Consider the following 26,055-nt stretch of genomic DNA (forward strand, 5'->3'; position numbering starts at 1 on the left):
GAAAGTTTATTACATCTTATTAAATCTTAAACCCAATACTCCCCAACTGTTTCCGAATCTCTTCCTCCAACTGGTGCGACTTCTCAAACATCTCAGACAATTCCGAAGTGAGTCGCTCCATTTTTTCTTGGAACGGTTCGCCGTCGTCTTCCGCTTCAGCTATGCCCACATAGCGGCCAGGAGTAAGGATATAATCCTGCTTGGCCACGCCATCAAGCGTAGCCACGGCACAATATCCCTTTTCAGGTTCCAATGTGCCTGCCTCAAACGCTTCAAAAGTGCGGGCAATACGCTGAACGTCTTTTTCTTCGTCCAACTCGCGCAGCTTGCGTGTCACCATCGTTCCCATCTGGCGGGCATCGATGAAGAGAATTTTCCCCGGTTGCTTCTTAGCGCGGTTGAGGAACCACAGCGAAACGGGAATACCTGTGGTATAGAACAACTGGGAAGGCATCGCCACAATACCTTCCACCAAATCGGCCTTGACGATGTTTTCACGAATCGTACCTTCACCGCCCGACTGGGAGGAAAGTGATCCGTTGGCCAATACCATACCGATACGTCCACGGGGAGAGAGATGATAAATCATGTGCTGAAGCCAGGCAAAGTTGGCATTACCGGCAGGAGGAATCCCATAACGCCAACGCGGGTCTTCCTGCAATTTATCGGCTCCCCAATCGCTCAGATTGAAAGGTGGATTGGCCAGGATATAGTCGGCCTTCAACGTAGGATGCTGATCGTCAAAGAAGGTATCCGCAGCAAACCTGCCCAAATCGGCTTCAATGCCTCGGATAGCCAAGTTCATCTGTGCCATTTTCCACGTGGTGGGGTTGCTGTCCTGACCGAACACGGAAATGTTGTTAAGGCTACCCTGATGTTCGCTGATAAACCGGGCCGACTGCACAAACATACCACCCGACCCGCAGCAGGGATCGTACACGCGACCGCTAAAGGGTTGCAACACCTCGACCAACGTACGGACAATACAGGCCGGCGTGTAGAACTCGCCGGCCAGCTTGCCTTCGGCTTCGGCAAACTTGGAAAGGCAGTACTCGTAAGTACGCCCCAGAATGTCTTTCGTGTCGCCATGCTCTTTCATCTGAATGTTGGTGAAAAGGTCCACCACATCCCCCAGTCTACGCTTGTCCAACTCAGGGCGGGCAAAATTTTTGGGAAGTATACCCTTCAGGCGTGGATTCTCTTTTTCTATCAGACGCATGGCATTGTCAATCACCGTACCAATCTCAGGGGTATGTGCTGCTTCTGCCACTACCGACCAACGGGCTTCCTGCGGCACGAAGAAGATATTTTCGGAAGTATATTCGTCTTTGTCTTCCTCAAAACCATCACCTTCTTCCACCAGTTCCTTGTATTTCGTTTCAAATCGATCGGAGATGTATTTCAGGAAAATAAGTCCCAGAACTACAGACTTATATTCTGAAGCATCAAGATTTCCTCGCAACAGGTCTGCCGCTTTCCAAATTTCTTTTTCAAAACCAATCTCTGCCGTATTGTTTTTCTTCGCCATAGGAATATTTTATTTTTCGTTTATTATAATTTTCAAGTGCGTGAATAGGTACACACAACCCTACAAAGGTAGAAAGATTATGCTACATCAAAGAAAAATGGAATAAAGAAATGAAATGACATCTTAAATAACCTTCGTCATTTTTCAGCGAACGACTTTCTGTTTTTTATGTTTCACGAGTCCAAACCGTATGTTTCCCTCCCGTAAAACATACGGTTTCCAAGGCGGAAACGAATGTTTCACGAATGGAAAACATAAAACAATCAAATGCAAATTTTCATCTGCGCCTATGAGTTTTTGAATCCACGTAGAAGGGACACAATCAAAAAAGGCAGTGAGCCATTACACTCACTGCCTTTTTCGAAAATAACTTCCTGTATATCAATGTGTATGCACAATCTCCGTAGGCGCCTGCTCAGCATTGCGCTTTTCGGTCTGTATCACGACGTTGCGTGCCAAATCCATAAAGGCCATGCCGGTGACTGAATTTTCATCGAGGGCAGCCGGCGTACCTGCGTCGCCGCTTTCGCAAATGCTCTGTACGATAGGAATCTGTCCGAGCAGCGGCACATGCAGTTCTTCTGCCAAGCGTTTGGTACCTTCCTTGCCAAACAGGTAGTACTTGTTGCCCGGAAGTTCGGCCGGAGTGAACCACGCCATGTTTTCCACCAGCCCGAGGATAGGCACGTTCACCTTGTCGTTGGTGTACATGTTGATACCCTTACGTGCATCGGCCAATGCCACTTGTTGCGGAGTGCTGACAATCACGGCTCCTGTAATGGCCAGGGTCTGGAGCAAGGTCAGATGGATATCGCTGGTGCCCGGAGGAGTATCCAGTACGAAATAATCCAGTTCGCCCCAGTTGGCATCGGCTACCAGCTGCTTCAGGGCATTGCTGGCCATACCGCCACGCCACAGGGTAGCCTGGTCAGGGTCTACAAAGAAACCGATGGAAAGCAGTTTGATGCCGTATTTTTCAACCGGTACAATCAGATCGCGGCCGTTCACTTCTTCTGCATACGGACGGGCGTCTTCCACCTGGAACATCTTAGGTACCGAAGGACCGAAGATATCTGCATCCAGCAAACCTACCTTGTAACCCAGCTTGGCCAAAGCCACTGCCAGGTTGGCGGCTACCGTAGACTTACCGACTCCTCCTTTACCGGATGATACGGCAATCACGTTCTTCACCTGCGGCAGCATCTTGCCCGGTTCGGGACGGGCTGCCTGCTTGCTTTCGGTGGCAATCGTCACCTCCACGTCCTTCGACACATAGGTATGAATGGCGGTTTCAGCCGATTTGACTACCGATTTCATGAAAGGGTCGGTCGGCTTCTCGAATATCAGCGAGAAACTTACCTTCATCCCGTCAATGCGAAGATTGTCGGCCACCATCTCCGCTTCCACAATATTTTTTCCGTTGCCCGGATAACGCACCGTAGCCAGTGCGTCCATAATCAATTTCGGATAAAGTGTCATATCTTTTCAGTTTTAAATCATTTGCTTGTTTTCAGTCCGCTCCGCTTGCTCCGGTTGTAGCTCCGGTAATCGTCCAGTTCGATTTCCACGTCGGGTTCCTGAAGTTCTCCTTCCTGCGGCAGACGGAACTGGATGTACTTGATGTTCAGTCCGCGGTCGAGCCATTGCTGTTCGTAATAGGTACGGATGCTCAGAATGTCATCGTCCATGCCGGAGTGATACAAATCGTCGGTGATGAATTCCACCGGGAAATGATTGGCCTCTACCATATATTTAGTATAGGTAAACATGAAATTACTGTCCGTCTTCAGGTGTACCAGTCCGTCCGGAATCAGGAAACGACGGTAACGGTTCATGAAATAGGTAGAAGTCAGGCGCTTGGTAGCTTTCTTCATCTGAGGGTCCGAGAAAGTCAGCCAGATTTCGCTCACCTCACCCGGCGCAAAGAAGCGCTCAATGATTTCGATGTTGGTACGCAAAAAAGCCACATTCTTCAAACCTTCATTCAGTGCTTCGGTGGCTCCCGTCCACATGCGGGCTCCCTTGATGTCCACCCCGATGAAGTTCTTGCCCGGATAGCGGCGTGCCAGTCCTACGGTGTATTCCCCACGTCCGCATCCCAGTTCCAGAACAATCGGATTCTCGTTCTTGAAGAAATCCTGGTTCCAGCGTCCCTTCATCTCGAAAGGGACTTCATCCACCACCGAATACGGATATTCAAACACATGCGGATATTCCGCCATATCTGCAAATTTCGCTAATTTTCCTTTTCCCATATTTTTCGTGAAACGTTTCCTTAATGCCCGCAAAGGTAAAGTTTTTCGATGGAACACACAACTTTACCCTCAATTACCCGAAAGAATCGGGAAACGAAAACATATATCTGCGTTTATATGAAAAAAACTCAAACGTATGAACAGAAGAATATTTCTCCCCCTCCTCCTGATTGCCTTCGTGTCCGGCTGCACAGAGGAATCCACAGAAAAACAGCCTACACCTTCTTTTATTCAAGGAGCAGAAGTTGCCAGCTTTGCTTCTTCTTCCCGTAGCAACACGACGGAGAAGCTCATCCCCCTCGGGAGCAAACTTACCTTTTACAGCCAAGGAGGGATTCAAGCCGAAGAAAGGGAACTTTCCTATAACGGAACAAGCTGGGAAGGCGACTTTCAGACAAAATGGGGGAACACACCTCAAAAAGCGACAGTGACCGCCTTCTGCCCTCCCCTTTACCGCGACCAACACAATTTCTACCAAGACGGACAGTTAAGGGACCAGCTCATGGCACAAGGTGAATATGCCTACAAGGAAAGCATCACCTTGTCTTTCAGACACCTGTTCGCACAAATCTGCTTCACTGTATCCAACAAGCTGAACCCGCAAATCAGCCAAATCGAATTCACCCCTACCGTATCGGTGTCGGACATTTCCCCGGAAACAGGAGAAATCACCTACCAGCGTACGGCTCCTTCCCTCTACATGGAGCACAATGAGGAAGGGAAATACAGCTTTCTGATTCCTCCCACCAGCCAGTCCATCCATATACGTCTCCACACTACGACCGGAAGCATCCATGAAAGCACCTTGGAAACCTACCCGTTCCAAAGTGGCTACACCTACACCTGTCCGCTGAAGCTGTCCGGAGAACTCCAAGGTATTTCAACCGTAGAAGATTTCATTGCCTTCACTTACCTGATAAATGGAGAAAACTACGGAAACCGCAGTCTAGAAGAATTCGGGAAAAAGACCGGAGAAAGGATGACTTACTACCTGAATGAGGACCTGACCTTCACTCCGGAAGAAGCTGCACGGGTCAAAATGATCGGGAACTACGGTATCGGCAGCACCACGCAAAAAGAGGCTTTCAACGATGTCTTCGACGGACAAGGACATAGCCTGAACAACCTGCGCTTCGAGCAACCGGTAAACGGCTCTTATTATGCCGGTCTATTCAGCGGCATATCCGCTACCGGCGTAGTGAGAAATCTGATTCTCAGCCAAGCCGTATACGACAAAGCGCAAGACACCAAGAAAGCGGCTTTTCTGGCAGGAATCAATCTGGGAGAAATCAACCACTGTATCCTGCGCGACTGTACCATCGAAAATCTAAGAGATGACGGAGAATTTGGCAATATATCATCCCGAAACGAAGGAATTATCGCCAACTGCCAGCTTCTTAACATCAGATTCAAGAACGAAGTCAAAGTCGGCAGCGGAATCACACGCTATCATTACGGAAAAATCATCAACTGCGCCGTAAACAATTGCCAATTCAAGAAAACCTCTATGGGAGGTGGCCTTATTTGTAACCTCATCAAAAACGGAGAAATACAAAACTGTTATGTATCGGGCAATATCAGCCAATGCTACGCTATCTGCCAGCAAGTACAGGAAAGCAATGTTATCCGGTGTTGTTTTTATCCCCAAAGTTATACCAAAGCTCCCATCGGGAACGATTACCCCAATACCCCCTCCGATTCACTACTGAAATACGGCAACCAGCAGGCTGTCACTGAAAAAAAACTGCCCCAAGTACTCAACCAGTGGGTGTCCGGCAACGGGAAACGGCTTTTTCCCACTCTGTCGCTCAGCACGTGGGAACAAGGAGAAACTCTGCCGGCCGTACTGGTATCCCCATAATTTTTCTAAAAAATAAAAAATGGTATCCATAAATATTGTATTTTTGCGGCGAACGAAAAATTCGGAATCATGAACAATAAAAAATTAATTATCGCGATCATTATATTGGCTGTAATTGCAGCCATTGTATCGTTTTTTGCCGTTAATGAAGCACGCAAGAACAAAGAAATGAGTCAGCTCTTCGCGGTAGAAAAACAAGAAATGGAAAACGAATACAGCACGTTTGCCACACAATATGACGAACTGCAGGTTCAGATAAACAACGACTCTCTTCGCGAAAAACTGGAAAGTGAGAAATTGAAGACACAACGCCTGCTCGAAGAGCTCCGCCAGGTGAAAACAAGCGATGCAGCCGAAATCATGCGACTGAAAAAGGAACTGAAAACCGTACGTGCCGTCTTGCGGAGTTACGTCATGCAAATCGATTCCTTGAACAAAATCAATGCGGCGCTGATGCAGGAAAATCAGGAAGTGAAGACCAAATATTCTGCCGCGACCGCACAAATCACAAACTTGTCACAAGAGAAAAAGAGCCTGAACGAAAAAGTGACATTGGCCGCACAGCTGGATGCCACCAACATCCGGGTACAGACCTTGAACAAACGGGGACGCCAGACCGAGCGGGTGAAGAACATCAAGAAAATTGCCATTTCATTCACTATCGTCAAGAATATCACTGCCCAGACAGGAAACAAAACCCTCTACGTGCGCATTGCCAAACCAGACAATGAGATTCTGACCAAGAGTGCCGGCAACCAGTTCAAGTATGAAGACAGAAACATCGCTTACTCCATCAAGAAATACATTGAATATACGGGTGAGGAACAAACCGTCACGGTATATTGGGACGTGGAGGAATTCCTGTCAGCCGGTACCTATCAGGTATATATCTTTGCAGACGGCAATATGATTGGACAAGGCTCATTCCGAATGAAATAATTTTAGAAACATGAGAAAGCATATCAGCTGTCTGATTTATGGTTGCCTGGCATTAATGGGCTTACTGTCTTCCTGCGGTGAAGACCGTTCGGGAGAATATTATGCCTTGATTGCCACGAAAACCTGGATTTACGAGGTAATGCAGGAAAATTATCTTTTTTATGAAGATATTCCGGCAGAAGAAAAACTGGACTTTTTCAAAAAACCTGCGGAATTCCTGTCTTCTGCCGTTTCTTCCAAAGACCAGAAAAACGGCTATGTGTTCTCTCATGTAGATTCAGTATTGTCACGTGCCACCAGCACCTATCCTTGCTTCGGGCTAGAAGCCACTTTGGTACGTACGGAAAATGGGACGAACGCCCTCAGAGTGTTGTACACCCAGCCAGACTCTCCTGCGGAAGAGGCCGGATTAAAACGAGGTGACTGGATTATTGCCATAGACAACAAAAAAGTATCTACCAGCGATTATGCCACTTATATCACTCGTCCTACCAAAGCCTACAGCTTCACATTAGGGAAATACAATCCTTATCCCGAAGAAGTGGATGATCCGGAATTTAACTACATTGAATTTGACACGCTGGGCGTTGTACAAATGCCGGCACCTCGCTACGTAGAGGAAAAAGACGTGCTTAAAACAGGCATTGTATCTGCCGGAAGCCGTAAAGCCTTCTACATTTTATATAATGAATTCGATGAAAACACGGACCTGCTTAAAGAAGTGCTCACACAAATGAGCGGACAACAGTTTGACGACATCATTCTCGATTTGCGATATAATCCGGGAGGCTATGTAAACACCTCACAACTGCTAAGTACGGCATTGGCTCCTTCCACGGCCATGGGACAACCGTTCCTGTACATGATTTACAACGATAAGCTCAACAAGACCGAAACTTTGAACTTTGATGCGAGCTTGTTGCCGGGCGGAAGCAGCCTGTCTTATCAGAACCTCTATGTCATTACTTCTGAAAATACGGCCTCGGCTTCTGAAATCGTCATCAACTGTCTGAAACCTTACATGGAAGGACGCCTGTTCCAAGTAGGAACATCGACCTATGGGAAAAATGTAGCCCAACAGCTGTTTACCAGTGCTGATTCTCCGGGAATTGAATTATGGCTTACCACAAGCTATCTAAGCAATTCCCAAGGATATTATGAATACTTTCAGAACGGACTCTCGCCGGACTTTGAAATTGAGGAGAACTACGAAGAGGAACTCGGTGAGCTTGGCTCCACACAAGATCAGCTTTTGCAACCCGTACTTTATAAAATGGAAAATGGAAGCTTTCCGACCACCACGGAAGGGAATGACGAAACTACGACTTTACGTCAGAGCCGCACATACGGGAAAATGCAGGTATTGGTTGACCCCATTGCCCAAAAGCCACACTACAACCGGATAAAACCCGCCAAGTAACCCCTATGATACATTCCTGAAAAATAAAGCTAATTTACCATTTCTTTTCAACAAAATGCTTTGACGATTTGTTGTAATGTCATACATTTGCAATGTTGCATAAGCAACCAAATATAAAGTCAGCATCAGCAATGAAAAGGATTACAAGTTTACTCTTACTGCTCAGTACAATCCTCAGCAGTCACGCCCAGCAGATACTCACCCTGGACAGCTGCCGGGCACTTGCCCTGGCCAATAACAAAGAGTTACGGATTTCGCAAGAAAAAGTGAATGCCGCCCACTATGAGAAAAAAGCCGCATTCACAAACTACCTGCCCAAAATTGACCTTACGGGAGGATACATGCGTACCCAAAAAGAAATCTCCCTGTTAAGTGACGCACAGAAACAAACCATCGGGAATTTGGGTACCAACGTGGGAGGACAGCTCCAACAAGGCATGCAATCGGCCGAATTCCAGGCAGCCATGCAACAGTTGGCCGCAGCCAATCCCGGTCTGGCGGCCGGACTGCAGGGACTCCTTCCGGGGGCTGTAGCCGGACTGACGGAAGGGCTGAACAGCATCGGTCAAAGTCTGGTAGATGCTTTCCATACGGATACCCGTAACCTGACCGTAGGAGCTGCTACGCTTACCCAGCCGATTTTCATGGGAGGCAAAATTATCGCCTACAACAAAATCACCAAATATGCCGAACGCCTGGCCGAATCGCAGCATGCCACGGGCATGCAGGATTTAATCCTGCAAACAGATCAGGCTTACTGGCAAATCATTTCGCTTGTCAACAAGAAAAAACTGGCTGAGAACTTCCTGGAACTGGTACAGAAACTGGATTCGGACGTAGATAAAATGATTGCGGAAGGAGTAGCAACCAAAGCCGACGGACTTAGCGTGAAAGTGAAGGTCAACGAAGCCGAGATGATGCTGACACAAGTGGACAACGGACTGAGCTTATCGAAGATGCTGCTGTGCCAGCTTTGCGGTCTTCCGCTGGATACGGAATTCCAACTGGCTGACGAAAGCATGAAAGACCTGCCGCTTCCCAACACCTACACCGAAGCAAACGTCAGCACGGCTCTAAGCAACCGGGAAGAGCTGAAAAGTCTGGAACTGGCCTCGGAAATCTACCGCCAGAAAGTAAACATCGCCCGCTCCGAGTTCCTTCCATCGGTGGCCCTGACCGCCAATTATCTGGTAACCAACCCGTCGCTGGTAAACGGATTCGAAAACAAATTCCGCGGAATGTGGGCCGCAGGAGTCATCGTGAAAATCCCCATATTCCACTGGGGAGAAGGTATCTATAAGGTAAAGGCAGCCAAGGCAGAAGCCAATATCGCACGCTACAAGCTGGAAGACACCAAAGAAAAAGTAGAGCTGCAAGTCACACAAAACTCCTATAAAGTCAACGAATCGACCAAGAAACTGGCCATGGCCGAAAAGAATATGGAGAAAGCGGAAGAGAACCTACGCTATGCCAACCTGGGATTTAAGGAAGGGGTAATCCCTACCAGCAACGTACTGGAAGCACAGACGGCCTGGTTCTCTGCGCAAGCTGGAAAAATCGACGCACAGATAGACGTCAAAATGAGTGAACTTTATTTGAACAAATCAATGGGAATTTTAAAATAACACAACAATATGGAAAAGACGCAACGCAACAATATCATGCTGGCTTTCTTCACACTGTTAGCCGTGATTGTCATCGTGAGTATCATCGGATTCTTTACGCTAGGAAAAGGCCCTGAAATCATTCAGGGACAGGCGGAAGCGACGGAATACAGGGTATCCAGCAAGGTGCCGGGACGTGTTTTGAAATTCTTTGTCAGCGAAGGCGACAAAGTAAAGGCGGGAGATACGCTTGCCATTCTGGAAGCTCCCGATGTCATGGCCAAACTGTCGCAGGCTCAGGCAGCCGAACAAGCAGCTCAGGCACTGAACGAGAAAGCATTACGCGGTACCCGCAGCGAACAGCTGCAGGCTGCATACGAAATGTGGCAGAAAGCCAAAGCCGGACTCGAAATCGCCGAAAAATCCTACAACCGTGTCAACCGCCTGTATGAAGAGGGAGTGATGACGGCACAGAAAAGAGATGAAGCCAAAGCGCAATATGAAGCGATGAAAGCTACCGAACGTGCGGCCAACGCTCAATATACCATGGCCAAAAACGGAGCCCAGCGGGAAGACAAAGCCATGGCAGCCGCCCAAGTGGAACGTGCGAAAGGTGCCGTGGCCGAGGTTTCTTCTTACGTATCCGAGACCTTTCTGACAGCTTCTGCCGACGGAGAAATCTCAGAAATCTTCCCGAAAGTAGGAGAACTGGTAGGTACGGGTGCTCCCATCATGAATGTGGCCCAGCTGGACGACATGTGGGTAACCTTCAACGTACGGGAAGACTTCCTGAAGGACTTCAGCGTAGGCAACAAGATAAAAGCCTACATTCCTGCCCTGGAAAAGGATGTGGAGTTCCAGGTGACCGTCATGAAGGATTTGGGAACCTATGCCGCTTGGAAGGCGACCAAAACTACGGGTCAGTTCGACCTGAAAACGTTTGAAGTAAAGGCAAAGCCCGTGCAGACCGTAGAAAACCTGCGTCCGGGAATGTCCGCCATCATTGAAAAGTAAAAGTAACCATGTCGAAAACCACCTGTCAATGTTTTCTCAAGGTTGTACAGCGGGAGATTTTCCGCATAGCAACCAAGCCCATGTACCTGTTCTGCATGGTCATTGCCCCGTTGTTCTGTTTCCTGTTTTTCACGACACTGATGGGAAACGGACTGCCGACCAATCTGCCTGCAGGTGTGGTGGACCTCGACAACACTGCCACGACACGCAACATCATCCGCAATCTGGATGCTTTTCAGCAGACCCGGATTGTGGCACACTACCCAAGTGTGACGGAAGCACGGCAAGCGATACAACGAGGAGAAATTTACTCATTCTATTACATTCCGGAAGGGACTACGGAAGCTGCACTTGCTCAAAGGCAGCCTAAAGTATCCTTCTATATCAACTATTCCTACCTGATAGCGGGTTCCTTGCTCTACAAGGACCAGCGGACCATGTCGGAACTGGCCTCGGCCGCCATCGGACAAGCCACGTTACTGGCCAAAGGTGCCACGGAAGACCAGGCATTGGCTTTCCTGCAACCGGTAGTAATTTCCACGCATGCCCTGAACAACCCTTGGTTGAACTACTCTGTGTACCTCTGTAACACACTGTTCCCGGGCATTCTGATGCTGCTGATTTTCCTGACAACGGTCTATACCATCGGCACGGAAATCAAAGAAAATACCTCCAAGGAACTGATGCAGCTGGCAGATAATTCCATTGTGACGGCACTGACGGGAAAACTGTTTCCGCAGACCCTCATTTTCTTCATCATGGCTACTTTCTACAATGTATACCTGTACGGCTTCCTGCATTATCCCTGCCACAGCGGAATCATTCCGATGCTGCTGGCCGGACTGTTGCTGGTGCTTGCTTCGCAAGCCTTCGGGGTCTTCCTGTTCGGACTGTTCGGGTCATTGCGTCTGGCCTTGAGTGCAGCTTCCCTATGGGGAGTCATCTCCTTCTCCATCTCCGGATTCACCTTTCCGGTAATGGCCATGCACCCTACCTTGCAAGCTTTGTCCGTATTGTTCCCTTTACGGCACTATTTCCTGATATACGTCAATCTGGCATTGAACGGCTATCCGGTTATTTATGCCTGGCATGCGGTGATAGCCTTGCTGCTGTTCATGCTGCTACCTTTCTTTATTCTAAAGAAACTACGTACAGCCATGCTCCATTACGTCTACCTACCTTAACACATTGCATTCATGAAAAAAGAATCATTGAAACAAACCATACGACAAGGCTTTGCTGGACTCTTCCATATTTGCGCGCAAGAGCTGAAAGCGGTCTTCAAGGATCAAGGGGTACTGATTTTCTTCCTGCTTGTTCCTTTGGCTTATCCATTGGTATATGCTTTTATCTATACGAATGAAGTGGTCCGTGAAGTACCGACTGCTGTAATTGACAACAGCAATACAGCCCTCAGCCGGGAGTTCATCCGTTCGGTTGACGCAAGTGCCGATGTGCACATCCAGTCCCATTGTGCGGATATGGAGGAAGGAAAGGCACTCTTGAAAGAAACAAAAGTATATGGTATCATCTACATTCCGGAAAGCTTCAGCAAAGACATCTCCTCCGGAAAGCAAACCACCGTGAGTGTGTATTGTGACATGAGTGGAATGTTATATTATAAAGCTTTGGTATTGGCCAGTACCAATGCCTCACTGGCACTCAACAAACAGATTCAGATAAAACGTCTGGGAAACACCACCGAACGGCAGGATGAAATCAGCACGGCTCCCATTGAATACGAAGACATCTCCTTATTCAACCCGCAAGATGGATTTGCCAGCTTCCTGATTCCAGCCGTACTGATACTTATCATACAACAGACCCTTTTGCTTGGCATCGGACTTTCTGCCGGAACCGCCCGTGAGAGCAACCGTTTTCGGGATTTGGTCCCAATCAGCCGGCAATATCAGGGGACACTGCGCATTGTCGGCGGAAAATCACTGGCGTATTTTCTTATATACGTCCTGATCACCGCCTACGTGCTATGCTTGGTTCCCAAGATGTTCTCTTTGGTTCAAATCGCCCAGCCAGCCACCCTATTGGCTTTTGCCGTCCCCTACATTCTGGCCTGTATCTTCTTCGCGATGACCTGTTCCATTTTCATCCATCACAGAGAATCGTGCATGATGATTTATGTGTTTACCTCCGTGCCTTTGCTGTTCATCTCAGGTATTTCCTGGCCGGGAGCTGCTGTTCCGACATTCTGGAAGATTTTCTCTTATCTGTTCCCTTCCACATTCGGCATCAACGGATTTGTACGCATCAACAACATGGGGGCAACTCTCCCTGAAGTCCTCTTTGAATACAAAGCGCTCTGGATACAGACCCTCGTCTACTTCTTTACCACCTGCATGGTCTATCGCCGGCAAATCATCCTAAGCCGCCGGCATGCCATGGAACGCTTGCGTATGTTTAAACTTCGTAAGCTTGCAAAAAAGAGTTCACACGAACTTTAAATAAATAATCCAAAGACTATTATCCGGTTCTGTATTTCATACAAAGCCGGATAATTTATCTTTATTAACGTCTGAACACAGGTGAATACCCTAGAATACTTGTAGCTTTGCGGATATTTATAAACGAAGTTATGAAGCACCTCATTTATATACTTATTGGATTCACTTTCTTTCAAACCACAGCCCTCTCCCTGAAGGCTTCTTCTCTAGAAGAAAAGAAACAACTTTTCCGCATCACCGTACTCAATACAGGAGGGGATCCGCAGCAGGGCATCATCCTGAGAGTTGTAGGATACAGCAATGAATACGTCAGCGATGAGCAAGGGTTGATTGAGTTTGAACAATCCGCCGATAAAAATTATGCCCGTACGGCCAATTTTTATCTTCCAACGGACAAAAACAAGTCGCTTAAATCCTTACGGCTGGATGAAGCGGCACAAGACACGATTATCCGCATAGACCGCCCGGAGGATTTGGTGAAATTCAAACAAAGTGGAAGGACGTTTCAGGCAAAAGGGATACTGAAAGAAGGAGGGAGACCTGTTCCACATGCAGAAATCAGTGTGCAAGGCACAGGCAGACATTCTTTTTCTGATAAAAATGGGGAGTTTACCATTGAAGCAGACTACAGTCATCTGATCATGGTCAGAGCGGAAAGTATGGAAAACAAATACCTGGACAGCGAAGCTTTCCTGCAGCAGCCTGACCGCCCACTGGAAATACGTATGGTAAAAAAAGGGGCCGACCGGGTTTATCATGTGGTGGAAAAGATGCCGGAGTATCCCGGAGGGATGAAAGCCTTTTTCAACTATATCAAACGAAAGGCCCATACTTCCGAACTGGCAGAAAAGACCCAAAAGGAAGGGGCTGTCATGATACAGTTTGTCGTGGAAAAGGACGGAAGCATTACTTCTCCCAGCATCGTGAGAGGCTTGGACGCCCGACTGGATACGGCAGCATTGGATGCAATCATGGTCATGCCTGATTGGATTCCGGCACAAGACCACGGCATTTCGGTACGCTGTAAGTATTCCGTACCGGTACCCTTCAAGCGTCCTCAACCTGTGAAGCCTGCTCCGGTTGCCCCCAAAGCACCTCAGCAATCCACATCCGTAAAAGACAGCATGCTGGTTCAGCCGATTCCGACAGATTCACTCAAGCAGGATACAATGCTTCTGGCAACGCCGAAGACACCAGTGGATTCCTTATTGACAGACTCACTGAAAAAGGATACCACCCTGGTAGTTCCGGCAGACAGCCTCCTGCTCAAGCAGGCTACTCCCTCGAAAACTCCTTCGGAAGCTGTAGAAGTGAAGCCAAAGAAGCGCAACTTCCTGGTACGGTTTTTCCGCTGGCTATTCGGAATAAAGGATAAAGAAACTACAGAAAAGGAGGAAAAGGAGCCAAAGGAAGCGCAGGAAGTACAGGAGACCTTGGAGCCGGAACCCGCTCCTCCGATTACAGAAGAAAAATAAATGTAAAACAAAAATAAGACAGTCATGAAAAAACTTTTCGTACTTTTTTATGCGCTGCTGTGCCTGGTAAGTGTACAGGCACAAAAGGTAACCTTGCAAGATGTAGCCAACGGTACCTATCGCGCACAAAATATACAAGGATTAAAACCGACGCTGGATGGTGAACATTACACACAAATCAGCAAGGACCACAAACGAATCGTCAAATATTCTTTCAAAACAGGCAAGGAAGTGGCTACCATCTTCGATGTAACTACTGCCAGAAACCATACGCTCAAAAGTTTCGATGATTACATCATGTCGCCCGACGAAAGTCTGATATTGATACAAACAGAAACAAAACCGATTTACAGACGTTCCTTCACAGCCGTATATTACATTTACAACGTGAGAAACCGTACGCTTGAACCGCTTTCAAACAACGGTCCGCAACAGGTGCCTCTCTTCTCACCCGACAGCCATCAGATTGCGTTTGTGCGTAACAACAACATCTATCTGGTCAAACTACTTTTTGGCAACAGTGAATCGCAGGTAACCAAAGACGGAGAATACAACAAGGTGCTGAATGGTATTCCCGACTGGGTGTATGAAGAAGAATTCGGATTCAACCGTGCGTTTGATTTCAGTGCCGACAGCCGTATGATTGCCTATATTCGCTTCGACGAAAGCCAAGTACCCATGTTTTCTTTCCCTTGGTACAAAGGTATGGCACCCGAAAAGACAGAATATGCCACTTATCCTGGAAGCTATAACTACAAATATCCTAAAGCAGGAGTATCCAACTCCAAAGTCAGCGTCCATACATTTGACATCAAGAGTCATGTCACCCGCAAAATGGAACTGCCGGTAGACTCCGACGGCTATGTACCTCGTATCAAGTTTACAGACGACCCCGAAAAACTGGCTATCATGACACTAAACCGTCATCAAAGCCGTTTCGACCTCTACATGGCCAACCCGCGGAGTGCCATCTGCAAAGTAGCCATCCGCGATGAGGCCGAACAATACATCAAGGAACAGGCTTACTCTGACATCGCGTTTTATCCGGAACACATTATCCTGATGAGTGAACGAGACGGATACAATCATCTTTACCTTTACACCATTGGCGGAAACCTGGTGAAACAAATCACCAAAGGGAATTTTGAGGTGAAGGAATTTTTAGGCTGGGACCAAAAGGCCAATGTATTCTATTATACCAGCAACGAGGGCAGCCCATTGCGTACAGCCGTTTACAAGATTGACGGAAAAGGAAAGAAAACCAAACTGTCTACACGCACCGGAACCAACAGTGCCCTGTTCAGCAAAAACCTGAACTATTACATTAATACATATTCCAGCGCACAGACTCCTACGCTTATCACCCTGAACAATAACAAGGGACAGGAAATGAGCACCCTACTCGACAACAAGGAGCTGAAAGCAAAAATAGCCCAGCTGAACATGCCTGTAAAAGAATTCTTCACTTTCAAAACCAGTGAAGGAGTAGAATTGAACGGCTGGATGATGAAACCGGCTAATTTCAATCCTTCCAAGAAATATCCGGTAATCATGCATCAGTATAGCGGCCCGGGGGCACAGCAGGTACTCGACAAATGGGGTATCGGAAGCTTCAGCGACGGAGGCATGTTTGAAGCGGTGATGTGCGATAAAGGCTATATCATGGTATGCGTGGACGGACGGGGTACCGGAGGAAGAGGAGCAGCCTTCGAAAAGTGTACTTATCTTTCTATCGGTGTAAAAGAAGCCATCGACCAAGCCCAGGCAGCCAAATATCTTTCTACGCTACCGTATATTGACGGAAGCCGCATCGGTATCTGGGGATGGAGCTATGGAGGATATAACACCCTGATGTCCATGAGTGAAGGCTCCGGAGCCTTCAAAGCCGGAGTAGCCATTGCTGCCCCGACCGATTGGCGATTCTATGATACGGTTTACACGGAACGCTTCATGCGTACTCCAAAAGAAAACGGAGATGGCTACCGCAGCTCTTCCGCCATCAACCGTGTGCACCAGCTGAAAGGCAAACTGCTGCTCGTTCATGGCAGTGCGGACGACAATGTACATTTCCAGAATTTCATGGAATACAATGAAGCACTGATACAAGCGAACATTCAGTTTGAGACACAGATATACACCAACCGTAACCACAGCATTTTCGGAGGGAATACCCGCAATCACCTGATGAACAGAGTGGCAAATTTCTTCCTGCAAAACTTATAATGAACTCATCATACGGATGACACTGGAGAAAAGCCTTCCAGCGTCATCCGTTTTCTCTTTGTAATCTATCTTAACCACTATGACACACATCAAAAAGCCCAAATGGCTGAAAATACAAATAGGCACCAATGCCCGTTACACAGAGACCAAACGTATCGTCGATACCCATAAACTCCATACGATATGCAGCAGCGGGCGCTGTCCGAACTTAGGTGAATGTTGGGGAAAAGGTACCGCCACCTTCATGATTGGAGGAGCTATCTGTACCCGCGCCTGCAAATTCTGTAATACCCTCACCGGAAAGCCTCTTCCGCTGGATCCGGACGAACCTAAACGGGTGGCGCAGTCCATCCAGCTCATGAAGCTCAACCATGCAGTCATCACTTCCGTAGACCGGGATGACCTGAAAGATTTGGGTGCCGCACACTGGGCTGCCACCCTCAAAGCGATTCGAGAGCTATGCCCCACAACTACTATCGAAGCCCTGATTCCCGACTTCCAAGGACATGCAGACTTATTACAGCTGGTCATCGATACACGTCCGGATATATTGTCGCACAACCTGGAAACAGTGAGACGCATCAGTCCGCTGGTACGCAGCGTTGCCAACTATGACACCAGCCTGAAGGTGATTCACCAGATTTCCGAAAACGGACTCAAAGCGAAATCTGGTATTATGGTCGGACTCGGAGAAACCCCGGAAGAGGTAGAAGAAACCATGGACGATTTACTGCAAAACGGCTGTCGTATCCTGACCATCGGACAATACCTGCAACCTTCGGCCAGACATTATCCCGTGGCTGAATACATTCACCCTAATCAATTTCAAAAGTATAAGGAAATCGGTGAAGCGAAAGGATTTGAGATAGTGGAAAGCGGACCATTGGTACGGTCTTCCTATCATGCTGAAAAACATCTGCGGAAAGAATGAACAATTTACTTTTTTCGATTGTTCAAAATTTACAACAGGTGCTCTTCTATTATGAATCTATTGCTTAAATACAAAGACAAAATCGTATCATTCGGACTACTTCCTATCATCATCACGTTGATAGGTATTCATCTTTTCCCTACCACAACCATGCTGGGTATTGGGCTTGGCATCAGCATTATCGGGGTATTATATGATGTGTTACGACTGAAAGGACTCAATTTCTTCCTTCTGCAAGGTACAATTGGTATCGGCATCTGTTTCCTCTTAAGGCTGTTTACGGGATATGAATACATTCCTCACAACAGCCTGACTCCTACGCTTGAATTCATGCTGTTGGTATGTGCATTCATTCATATCACCGCCCCAGAGTTATACCGGAACTTCCTGAAGAAGTTTCATCTTAATTTCACTTCTTCCTACTTACTGGAGGCCAAACTAATCGTCATACTCTCCAGTATCCATTTGATTATCTTGTTTGTACTGCGCAACAAACTGACTCCTTTTTCACCAGAAAATAATTTTGGGGCTATTTACCTGATTCCGACGCTCATTTATCTACTTTGCCTAATCATCAACATTGTAGGCATACAAATCGCAGCCAAGCAATCTCCACAAGAACAACATATTATACGCATCATTCCCATCTGCAACGGGAAAATCTATCTCACTCCGCATGCAAAAGATACAACAACCTGGGATGCTCCCATCAAATCGTTGTTTGAAGGACCTCTACGAAAAAGCCAGCAACATGCAAAGCACATCGTGCTAAGGAATCAGATTTCAACAAAGAAAATATCTTTTTCCCTAAAGAAGATTCACCCCCGACTGATTCTCAGCTATCGGTTGCAAGGCCTCCTTCCTGCATTTGTACAATTATACATACTCCCTGTAAGCCAGGAAAATGAACTGTCACTTCCTGGAGGACAGTTCTTTGCATGTGAAGACATCAAAAAGAATCCGGACAGATTCAGCCACGAACTGATGATTGAATGTGAACGCCTGCAGCTAGTGGCACAGGTATGGAAAGAATTCAAATAAAAAGAAGAGCCTACTTATAAATTAAAAAGATACAAGGTATTTTACTTAAATCCGGTAAATGCCCTTTCCATTCCTTTACCGTTTTAGTCTTGATAAACTCTCCTTCACATGTGATATTGGCCGCAATGCACAATTTCGTCTGCGGACGACAGGTTTTCAGAATCTCTTCCAACATTTTATGGTTGCGGTAAGGCGTCTCAATAAACAGCTGGGTCTGGTTCTCGGAATACACTCGGGTCTCCAGCTCCTTCAACCTGCGGGTACGGTCGGCCGGCTCAATGGGTAAATAACCATGAAAAGCAAAACTCTGCCCATTGAATCCAGACCCCATGACAGAGAGAATGATGGAAGAAGGTCCTACCAAAGGTACCACCTTCAGGTTCCGGCGCTGGGCGATAGCAACCACATCTGCTCCCGGATCGGCCACTGCCGGGCATCCGGCTTCAGATATTACTCCCATCGAATTCCCATTCATCAACGGAGACAGATAACCGGCAATATCCTCCGGAGAAGTATGCTTGTTCAAGGGATAAAAAGTAAGTTCATCAATATTAATGGCACCGTCCACTTTTTTCAAGAAACGACGTGCCGAACGAACATCCTCTACAATAAAATGCTTGATTCCTACAATAATCTCCCGGTTATAAGAGGGCAGCACTTTTTCTATAGCCGTATCCCCCAAAGTGACAGGCAACAAATACAACGCAACTTCCATAAGGAACTTTTCAAATCAATTAGTTGAATTCTTTCATGATACTGGAACAATCCGTAGATTCCAGCAAATTTTTTATACCAATTTCCGGACGACGCTTCATATATTTCTCGACCATTTGCATACCCAGCCATATCCCCAAGAACGGAGGAGTTTTCTCTCCTTTGAACAGCAGACGGCTATCAGAAGATATATAAGACCGAATTACCATGGGATCGGTAGCGGCAGCATAGTGATTCCGCTCAATTTCCTTCCACAGTTCATTTTCATGCTCTTCACACCAGTCCACCTCTTCCGAAGAATATCCCAAGGCTATCCTGCCATCTCCGTCTCCGTCCAAGATGGTCTCCACAATCCATGCAATCTTTCCTCGATATAACAATATGTCCATCAACGAACGATGCCCTTCCATCCAAGGAAAAGGATACTGCCCCAGCAGATAAAAGGTAAAGCAATCGGGTACAATGTATTCTGGCGACATCGAACGGCGCTGATTGGCATAATAATATCTTTTATAAAGCGGAAACTCTGCACCCATATATTTATCAAGACTGATTCCCAGTACGCTGTCACCCACCACTACCGACTGGTTTAACGCGGAAATCTGTGTATAAATCCTCGGTACGGGCAAGTCCGGAATTTCCCGTTTCAAATGCTTGAACCCTAGAGCCAGTTTCTTTTCAAACCGATCCATGTTCTTAAAGTTCGCCTCCACATCTTCCATCAAATGTACCAAAATGGTATCAGAGAAATACGCACAGAGACGCTCATTAATATCAGGCATATTCACCGCTCCCAAATCCAATACATCTTCCACCAGCAGACGGGTTTCCTGGGCGAATTCCGTATTCATCCGCTGCAAAGAGAAAAAACTGTTCTGCACAGTAGCCTCATACTGAAGCCGGTCATATCGGGCTATTTTTATTCCTGTAAACGAAAAATCGTCTCTCCGCTCATCGGAATGACAAGCAGAAAAGACGATTATACTCAGTAATATAAAAATAAACCGATACATTAACGATTATCCGTAAATGATATGACCATTGGCATCTTTATATTCATCCAATCCTTTTTCGTAAGTAGCCATGGCTCTCAAGCTCATTCCGACACTAGAGAAACCTCCGTCGTGGAACAGATTCTGCATCGTTACCTTACGAGTCAGATCAGAGAACATCACAATACAGTAATCCGCACATTCATCAGCCGAAGCATTACCCAGCGGAGACATACGGTTGGCAAAGTCAAACAGCTTGTCCATACCTTTCACACCCGAACCGGCAGTAGTCATAGTCGGTGACTGAGAAATCGTATTGATACGCACATGGTGTTCACGACCGTAAATATAACCAAAGCTACGTGCAATGGATTCCAACAAAGCCTTGGCATCCGCCATGTCATTGTAGCCATAGAATGTACGCTGTGCAGCTACATAACTCAGGGCCAAAATAGAACCATATTCATTGATGGCATCCAGCTTCTTGGCCGACTGAATCATTTTATGGAATGATACGGCAGATATATCCAATGTTTTTGCCAGCATGTCATAGTCCAAGTCATCGTATGTACGTTTCTTGCGAACATTTGGAGACATACCTATTGAATGAAGCACAAAGTCAATCTTGCCGCCCAATACTTCCATTGAACGCTTGAATACATTTTCCAAATCTTCTACGCAGGTGGCATCAGCGGGAATCACTTCACAGTTCAACTTTTCCGCCAAGGCAGATACCTGCCCCATACGTACTGCTACAGGGGTATTAGACAACGTGATGATAGCACCTTCTTCTACAGCCTTTTCTGCCACTTTCCATGCGATGGACTGCTCATTCAGGGCACCAAAAATAATACCTCGTTTTCCTTTCAGCAAATTATAACTCATATTGTTTTCAATTATAAATTCGGGGCAAAGATACAAACTTTATTTACATTATTTACATTTATCTCTTCAAATTATCAAATCAGACACTGATATGCCCCATTTTTTCACGGATAAAATCAAAAAAATGCAAGCCTATATTCCACAGAATGATTATTTTTGCATCTTGAATAAAAAAGGTTTTTCATAATATTATTTAGGTTAGAATTAGGTTTATTATTCTCCGGCATGCCCTCTGCGAAGACCGCATGTTCAGGAGGATAATAGAAAAAAACAGCCTTGGCAAGTAGAATTCCCGCCAAGGCTGTTTTTCTAAATTTATAATTACGGATTAATTATCCTTTACTTCCCATCCCAATGCACTCGCGCCTAATACAGCCGCATCCGCATCTTTCAATTGAGAAAGCAACAACTTAGTCTTTCCCGCATAAATCTTCAATACATTTTCATCAATTGCCTTCTGAATCGGTTTCATGATGTAATCGCCCGATTTAGCCAAGCCACCGAACAGGATAATGGCTTCCGGACTGGAGAATGCGATAAAGTTAGCCAACGCCTCTCCCAAGATACGTCCCGTATATTCAAAGATATCCTGTGCCAGCTTGTCGCCTTTCACTGCAGCATCATATACATCCTTCGACTGGATTTCATCCGCAGGCACATTGCGCAACAAACTCGGTTCCGTACGCTGTACCAGGAATTCGCGGGCTGTACGGGCTACTCCGGTAGCTGAACAATATGTTTCCAGACAACCTTTACGTCCGCAACCGCACGGACGACCGTTACGGTCTACAATCACGTGTCCAAGTTCACCGGCAAAGCCATCATGGCCATAAACCAGCTGTCCGTTGACTACGATACCACTTCCTACGCCGGTACCCAAGGTAATCATGATAAAATCTTTCATACCGCGAGCTGCACCATACGTCATTTCCCCGATAGCAGCCGCATTGGCATCGTTTGTCAACGCAGTGGGGATACCCAGCTGTTCCTCAAACATGGAAGCCAACGGAATAATGCCTTTCCACGGCAGGTTCGGAGCAAATTCAATGGTTCCACTGTAATAGTTACCATTCGGCGCACCGACTCCCATACCTTTTATCTTTTCAGCTCCACCAAACTGAGAAAGCAACGGAAGGAGCTTTTTACATACTGCATCGACGTAATCTTCGATATTTTCATATTGCTGAGTTTTGACAGAATCAGATGCCAACACGTTACCACGCGAGTCTACCACACCAAAAACGGTGTTCGTTCCGCCAATATCCATACCTACCACATAAGGTTTTTCCATGTTTATTGCCATGACATTTCTCTATTTAGGGTTAATTATCTACGGACAAAAGTAAATAATCAGTAAAAACAGAACAAATTTTTCACCCACTATTTTTAGAAACGTATCACTTTTTCTACTTTTGCGAAGTACGATTAAAAATCAATTAACACAAACCAAATGATACTTTTAAAAAACATTCACAAAACCTACAACAACGGCACTCCCCTTCATGTACTCAAAGGTATCGACCTGCACATCGACAAAGGAGAATTCGTCTCCATCATGGGTGCCTCCGGTTCCGGAAAATCCACCTTGTTGAATATTCTCGGGATATTGGACAATTACGATTCTGGTGAATATTACCTGAACAATGTACTCATCAAAGACCTCAGTGAAACCAAGGCTGCTGAATACCGCAACCGGATGATCGGCTTTATCTTCCAGTCGTTCAACCTTATTTCGTTCAAGGACGCCATGGAAAATGTAGCGCTTCCCCTCTTCTATCAAGGTGTCAGCCGGAAGAAGCGAAATCTACTGGCTATGGAATACTTGGACAAACTGGGACTGAAAGAATGGGCTCATCACCTCCCCAACGAAATGTCGGGAGGTCAAAAGCAACGAGTGGCCATCGCAAGGGCGCTGATATCAAAACCGGAAATCATTCTGGCCGATGAACCGACAGGAGCCTTGGACAGCAAGACTTCGGTAGAGGTAATGAACATCTTGAAGGAACTGCACGACCGGGACGGGCTGACCATCGTCGTAGTCACCCACGAAAGCGGAGTGGCCAATCAGACCAATAAAATCATCCATATCAAAGACGGACTGATAGAACGCATAGAAGACAATATCGACCACCATGCCTCTCCGTTCGGACAAAACGGATTCATGAAATAAAATTCCACCGCCATGACAGAACTGATACAAGAAATCTACGGAACCATCATGCGCAACAAACTGCGCACTTTATTGACCGGCTTTTCCGTGGCATGGGGCATTTTCATGCTGATTGTACTCTTGGGAGCTGGCAACGGCCTCATCCATGCATTTGAGAATCAGTCGGAAGGGATGCTCATGAACTCCATGAAAATCTATCCGGGCATGACTTCAGAACCTTATAAAGGAATGAAAGAAGGACGCAGCATCTACCTGAAAGAAAGCGACCGACAACTCACCTCCTCTTCCTTTCCCGACCATATTTTAGAGACAGGCGCCACCGTCAGCAAGAGTGATGTCACCCTGACCTACGGCAAGGAGGCTCTCAGCATCGAACTAAACGGCATACTTCCCAACTATCCTTCGCTCGAAGCCATCAAGATAAAGGAAGGACGTTTCATCAACAAACGTGACATAGAGGAAAAGCGAAAAGTCATTGTCCTCCACGAAAAAACAGTCAAAAATCTTTTCCCACATACTTCTCCCATCGGAAAATACCTCAACGCACAAGGGGTTTCCTATCAGGTGGTGGGTATCTACAAAGACCAAAACAGTTTCTCTCCTTCGGCACTGGTACCTTTCACCACCCTGCAAACCATCTATCAGAAAGGAGACAGCATTGATAACATCACTTTTACCACTAAGGGACTGGCCAATGAAGCCTTGAACGAACAATTCGAAGCCGACTACCGCCGCACCTTAGGGCTGAAAAAACAATTCTCTCCTACCGATGACGGAGCCATCTGGATTTGGAACCGTTTCACCCAGTACCTACAGCAACAAAGCGCTACGAAGATTCTGCATACTGCCATCTGGGTGATTGGCATCTTTACCTTGCTGAGTGGCATCGTGGGAGTGAGTAACATCATGCTCATCACCGTCCGCGAACGGACCCACGAGTTCGGCATCCGCAAGGCACTGGGAGCCAAGCCGATGTCCATCCTCTGGCTGATTATCTCGGAAAGTGTGACCATCACGACTTTCTTCGGTTACATCGGTATGGTGGCAGGTATTGCCGTCACGGAATACATGAATCAGGTGGCTGGAAAACAGACCATGGACATGGGGGTCTTTTCCATGACGTTCTTCGAGAACCCCACGGTCGATCTTTCCATCGCCATCGAGGCCACCCTGACATTAGTTATCGCCGGTACGCTGGCCGGACTTTTCCCGGCAAGGAAAGCAGCCAGAATCCGACCCATTGAAGCACTTAGAGCAGATTAATCATGAGACGATTTGATTTAGATACATGGGAAGAAATTCTTCTCACCATCACCCGCAACAAAACCAGAAGTTTCCTGACGGCCTTCGGCATCTTCTGGGGAATATTCATGCTGATAGCCCTGATGGGAGGGGCCAAAGGCCTTCAACAGCTGCTGTCACGCCAATTTGAAGGTTTTGCCACCAACTCCGGTTTTCTGGGTGCCAACAAAACCAGCAAGGCCTATAAAGGATTCCAACAGGGAAGATACTGGGATTTGGAAAACAAAGATGTGGAACGGGTCCGGAAACAGGTCAACGAGTTGGAAACCGTGACTGCCACCCTGGCCAAATGGGGCATCAATGCCATTTACAATGAGAATAAAATCTCAGGAACCCTGAAAGGCCTGTATCCCGAATACCAGAAGATTGAAGAACCAAACATCGTGTTCGGACGTTTCATCAACGACATCGACATCCGCGACCAACGGAAAGTGTGTGTCATCGGAAAGCGTATCTACGAGAGCCTGTTCCCGGGAGGAGAAGACCCCTGCGGAAAGTTTATCGAGGTAAACGGCATCTACTACCGGATTATCGGGGTCAGCATGGCCGTAGGAAACATTTCCATACAAGGACAGTCGGAAACCTCGGTCGTCATCCCGTTCACCACCATGCAACAGAACTACAACTTCGGCCAAAAAGTACAGCTGCTTTGCTATACAGCCCGTAAAGGCTATTCCATTGGAGAGGTAGAGAAGAAAGTGGAACAGGTGATTAAAAAAGCCCATCTGATTCACCCCGACGACGGACAGGCCGTGATTCTGGTCAATGCGGAAGCCATGTTCAGCATGGTAGACAACTTGTTTTCGGGCATCAAAATCCTAGGCTGGATGGTCGGCCTCGGCACATTGCTGGCAGGAGCCATTGGAGTGAGCAACATCATGATGGTCACCGTCAAGGAACGGACCACCGAAATCGGTATCCGGCGTGCCATCGGTGCCCGCCCCAACGATATCCTGTCACAGATTCTGTCGGAAAGCATGGTACTGACCATTCTGGCAGGCATGGCCGGCATTACCTTTGCCGTATTCCTGCTGAACCTGACAGAAATGGGCACTTCCACCCCTACTGCGCCCACCGAGTTCCAGATTAGTTTCTGGGAAGCTATCGGTGCCTGCGCCCTCTTGCTCGTATTAGGACTGCTGGCCGGACTGGCTCCTGCCTACCGGGCCATGAGCATCAAACCCATTGAAGCCATACGCGACGAATAAATAAAGCCACAAAACAAACAAAAAAACCAACGTT

At 47.0% G+C, this 26,055-nt stretch carries 21 protein-coding genes; 14 read left to right on the forward strand and 7 right to left on the reverse strand.

Going from position 1 to position 26,055, the window contains the following annotated elements; translation table 11 throughout:
- Positions 1–19 precede the first annotated feature (19 nt).
- The 3 genes from BQ7480_RS14190 to trmB all read right to left on the reverse strand — a co-directional run bounded on the left by BQ7480_RS14190 (position 20) and on the right by trmB (position 3,783).
- Positions 20–1,528 carry a type I restriction-modification system subunit M gene (locus tag BQ7480_RS14190; RefSeq protein ID WP_072543377.1) on the reverse strand — a complete coding sequence of 503 codons (1,509 nt, stop codon included), beginning with the start codon at positions 1,526–1,528 and terminating at the stop codon, positions 20–22.
- A 381-nt stretch (positions 1,529–1,909) separates the two neighbouring features.
- Positions 1,910–3,007: an Mrp/NBP35 family ATP-binding protein gene (locus BQ7480_RS14195; protein WP_022354847.1), complete on the reverse strand. Its 1,098-nt coding sequence runs from the start codon at positions 3,005–3,007 to the stop codon at positions 1,910–1,912.
- Between the two features lie 17 nt (positions 3,008–3,024).
- Entirely contained in the window at positions 3,025–3,783 is a 759-nt protein-coding gene (gene trmB / locus BQ7480_RS14200) for a tRNA (guanosine(46)-N7)-methyltransferase TrmB (RefSeq protein WP_072543378.1), read from the reverse strand.
- Between the two features lie 136 nt (positions 3,784–3,919).
- On the opposite strand from trmB, the gene BQ7480_RS14205 reads away from it, so the two are divergent.
- The 11 genes from BQ7480_RS14205 (at position 3,920) to BQ7480_RS14255 (ending at position 18,750) form a co-directional block, all read left to right on the forward strand.
- The gene (locus BQ7480_RS14205; RefSeq protein ID WP_072543379.1) at positions 3,920–5,644 is read left to right on the forward strand and encodes a fimbrillin family protein; all 1,725 of its coding nucleotides are present in this window, start codon (positions 3,920–3,922) and stop codon (positions 5,642–5,644) included.
- 69 nt (positions 5,645–5,713) lie between these two features.
- The gene (locus tag BQ7480_RS14210; protein WP_072543380.1) at positions 5,714–6,583 is read left to right on the forward strand and encodes a hypothetical protein; all 870 of its coding nucleotides are present in this window, start codon (positions 5,714–5,716) and stop codon (positions 6,581–6,583) included.
- Between the two features lie 10 nt (positions 6,584–6,593).
- Positions 6,594–8,003: a S41 family peptidase gene (locus BQ7480_RS14215; protein ID WP_235816694.1), complete on the forward strand. Its 1,410-nt coding sequence runs from the start codon at positions 6,594–6,596 to the stop codon at positions 8,001–8,003.
- A gap of 131 nt (positions 8,004–8,134) precedes the next feature.
- Positions 8,135–9,628, forward strand: a complete 1,494-nt coding sequence (locus tag BQ7480_RS14220) for a TolC family protein (protein WP_072543382.1) — start codon at positions 8,135–8,137, stop codon at positions 9,626–9,628.
- 9 nt (positions 9,629–9,637) lie between these two features.
- A complete protein-coding gene (locus BQ7480_RS14225) occupies positions 9,638–10,621 on the forward strand; it encodes an HlyD family secretion protein (protein ID WP_072543383.1) in 984 nt (327 codons plus the stop codon).
- Between the two features lie 8 nt (positions 10,622–10,629).
- Complete coding sequence (locus tag BQ7480_RS14230) at positions 10,630–11,805, forward strand: ABC transporter permease (protein WP_072543384.1); 1,176 nt, start codon at positions 10,630–10,632, stop codon at positions 11,803–11,805.
- Between the two features lie 12 nt (positions 11,806–11,817).
- Positions 11,818–13,080 carry an ABC transporter permease gene (locus BQ7480_RS14235; RefSeq protein ID WP_072543385.1) on the forward strand — a complete coding sequence of 421 codons (1,263 nt, stop codon included), beginning with the start codon at positions 11,818–11,820 and terminating at the stop codon, positions 13,078–13,080.
- A 131-nt stretch (positions 13,081–13,211) separates the two neighbouring features.
- The gene (locus BQ7480_RS14240) at positions 13,212–14,555 is read left to right on the forward strand and encodes a TonB family protein (RefSeq protein ID WP_072543386.1); all 1,344 of its coding nucleotides are present in this window, start codon (positions 13,212–13,214) and stop codon (positions 14,553–14,555) included.
- Positions 14,556–14,579: 24 nt separating this feature from the next.
- Entirely contained in the window at positions 14,580–16,778 is a 2,199-nt protein-coding gene (locus tag BQ7480_RS14245) for a S9 family peptidase (protein ID WP_072543387.1), read from the forward strand.
- Positions 16,779–16,857: 79 nt separating this feature from the next.
- Positions 16,858–17,709, forward strand: a complete 852-nt coding sequence (gene lipA / locus BQ7480_RS14250; RefSeq protein ID WP_072543388.1) for a lipoyl synthase — start codon at positions 16,858–16,860, stop codon at positions 17,707–17,709.
- 51 nt (positions 17,710–17,760) lie between these two features.
- A complete protein-coding gene (locus BQ7480_RS14255; RefSeq protein ID WP_072543389.1) occupies positions 17,761–18,750 on the forward strand; it encodes a hypothetical protein in 990 nt (329 codons plus the stop codon).
- Between the two features lie 10 nt (positions 18,751–18,760).
- On the opposite strand, the gene BQ7480_RS14260 is transcribed toward BQ7480_RS14255, so the two are convergent.
- From BQ7480_RS14260 to BQ7480_RS14275, 4 genes are all read right to left on the reverse strand, one after another.
- The gene (locus tag BQ7480_RS14260; RefSeq protein ID WP_072543390.1) at positions 18,761–19,465 is read right to left on the reverse strand and encodes an SAM-dependent methyltransferase; all 705 of its coding nucleotides are present in this window, start codon (positions 19,463–19,465) and stop codon (positions 18,761–18,763) included.
- A gap of 19 nt (positions 19,466–19,484) precedes the next feature.
- A complete protein-coding gene (locus BQ7480_RS14265; RefSeq protein WP_072543391.1) occupies positions 19,485–20,477 on the reverse strand; it encodes a gliding motility protein GldB-related protein in 993 nt (330 codons plus the stop codon).
- A gap of 6 nt (positions 20,478–20,483) precedes the next feature.
- Positions 20,484–21,341: an enoyl-ACP reductase FabI gene (locus BQ7480_RS14270; RefSeq protein ID WP_022354832.1), complete on the reverse strand. Its 858-nt coding sequence runs from the start codon at positions 21,339–21,341 to the stop codon at positions 20,484–20,486.
- Positions 21,342–21,669: 328 nt separating this feature from the next.
- Entirely contained in the window at positions 21,670–22,644 is a 975-nt protein-coding gene (locus BQ7480_RS14275) for an ROK family protein (protein ID WP_072543392.1), read from the reverse strand.
- A 147-nt stretch (positions 22,645–22,791) separates the two neighbouring features.
- Here BQ7480_RS14275 and BQ7480_RS14280 point away from each other — a divergent pair, with 147 nt between their 5' ends.
- The 3 genes from BQ7480_RS14280 to BQ7480_RS14290 are packed head-to-tail and all read left to right on the forward strand — an operon-like array spanning position 22,792 to position 26,021.
- Positions 22,792–23,511, forward strand: coding sequence for an ABC transporter ATP-binding protein (locus tag BQ7480_RS14280; protein WP_072543393.1), 720 nt, complete (start codon positions 22,792–22,794; stop codon positions 23,509–23,511).
- A 12-nt stretch (positions 23,512–23,523) separates the two neighbouring features.
- Positions 23,524–24,774, forward strand: a complete 1,251-nt coding sequence (locus tag BQ7480_RS14285) for an ABC transporter permease (RefSeq protein WP_072543394.1) — start codon at positions 23,524–23,526, stop codon at positions 24,772–24,774.
- Between the two features lie 2 nt (positions 24,775–24,776).
- Complete coding sequence (locus BQ7480_RS14290; protein WP_072543395.1) at positions 24,777–26,021, forward strand: ABC transporter permease; 1,245 nt, start codon at positions 24,777–24,779, stop codon at positions 26,019–26,021.
- Positions 26,022–26,055: the final 34 nt, after the last annotated feature.

The sequence above is a fragment of the Bacteroides mediterraneensis genome (genome assembly GCF_900128455.1).
Classification (GTDB): Bacteria; Bacteroidota; Bacteroidia; order Bacteroidales; family Bacteroidaceae; genus Phocaeicola; species Phocaeicola mediterraneensis.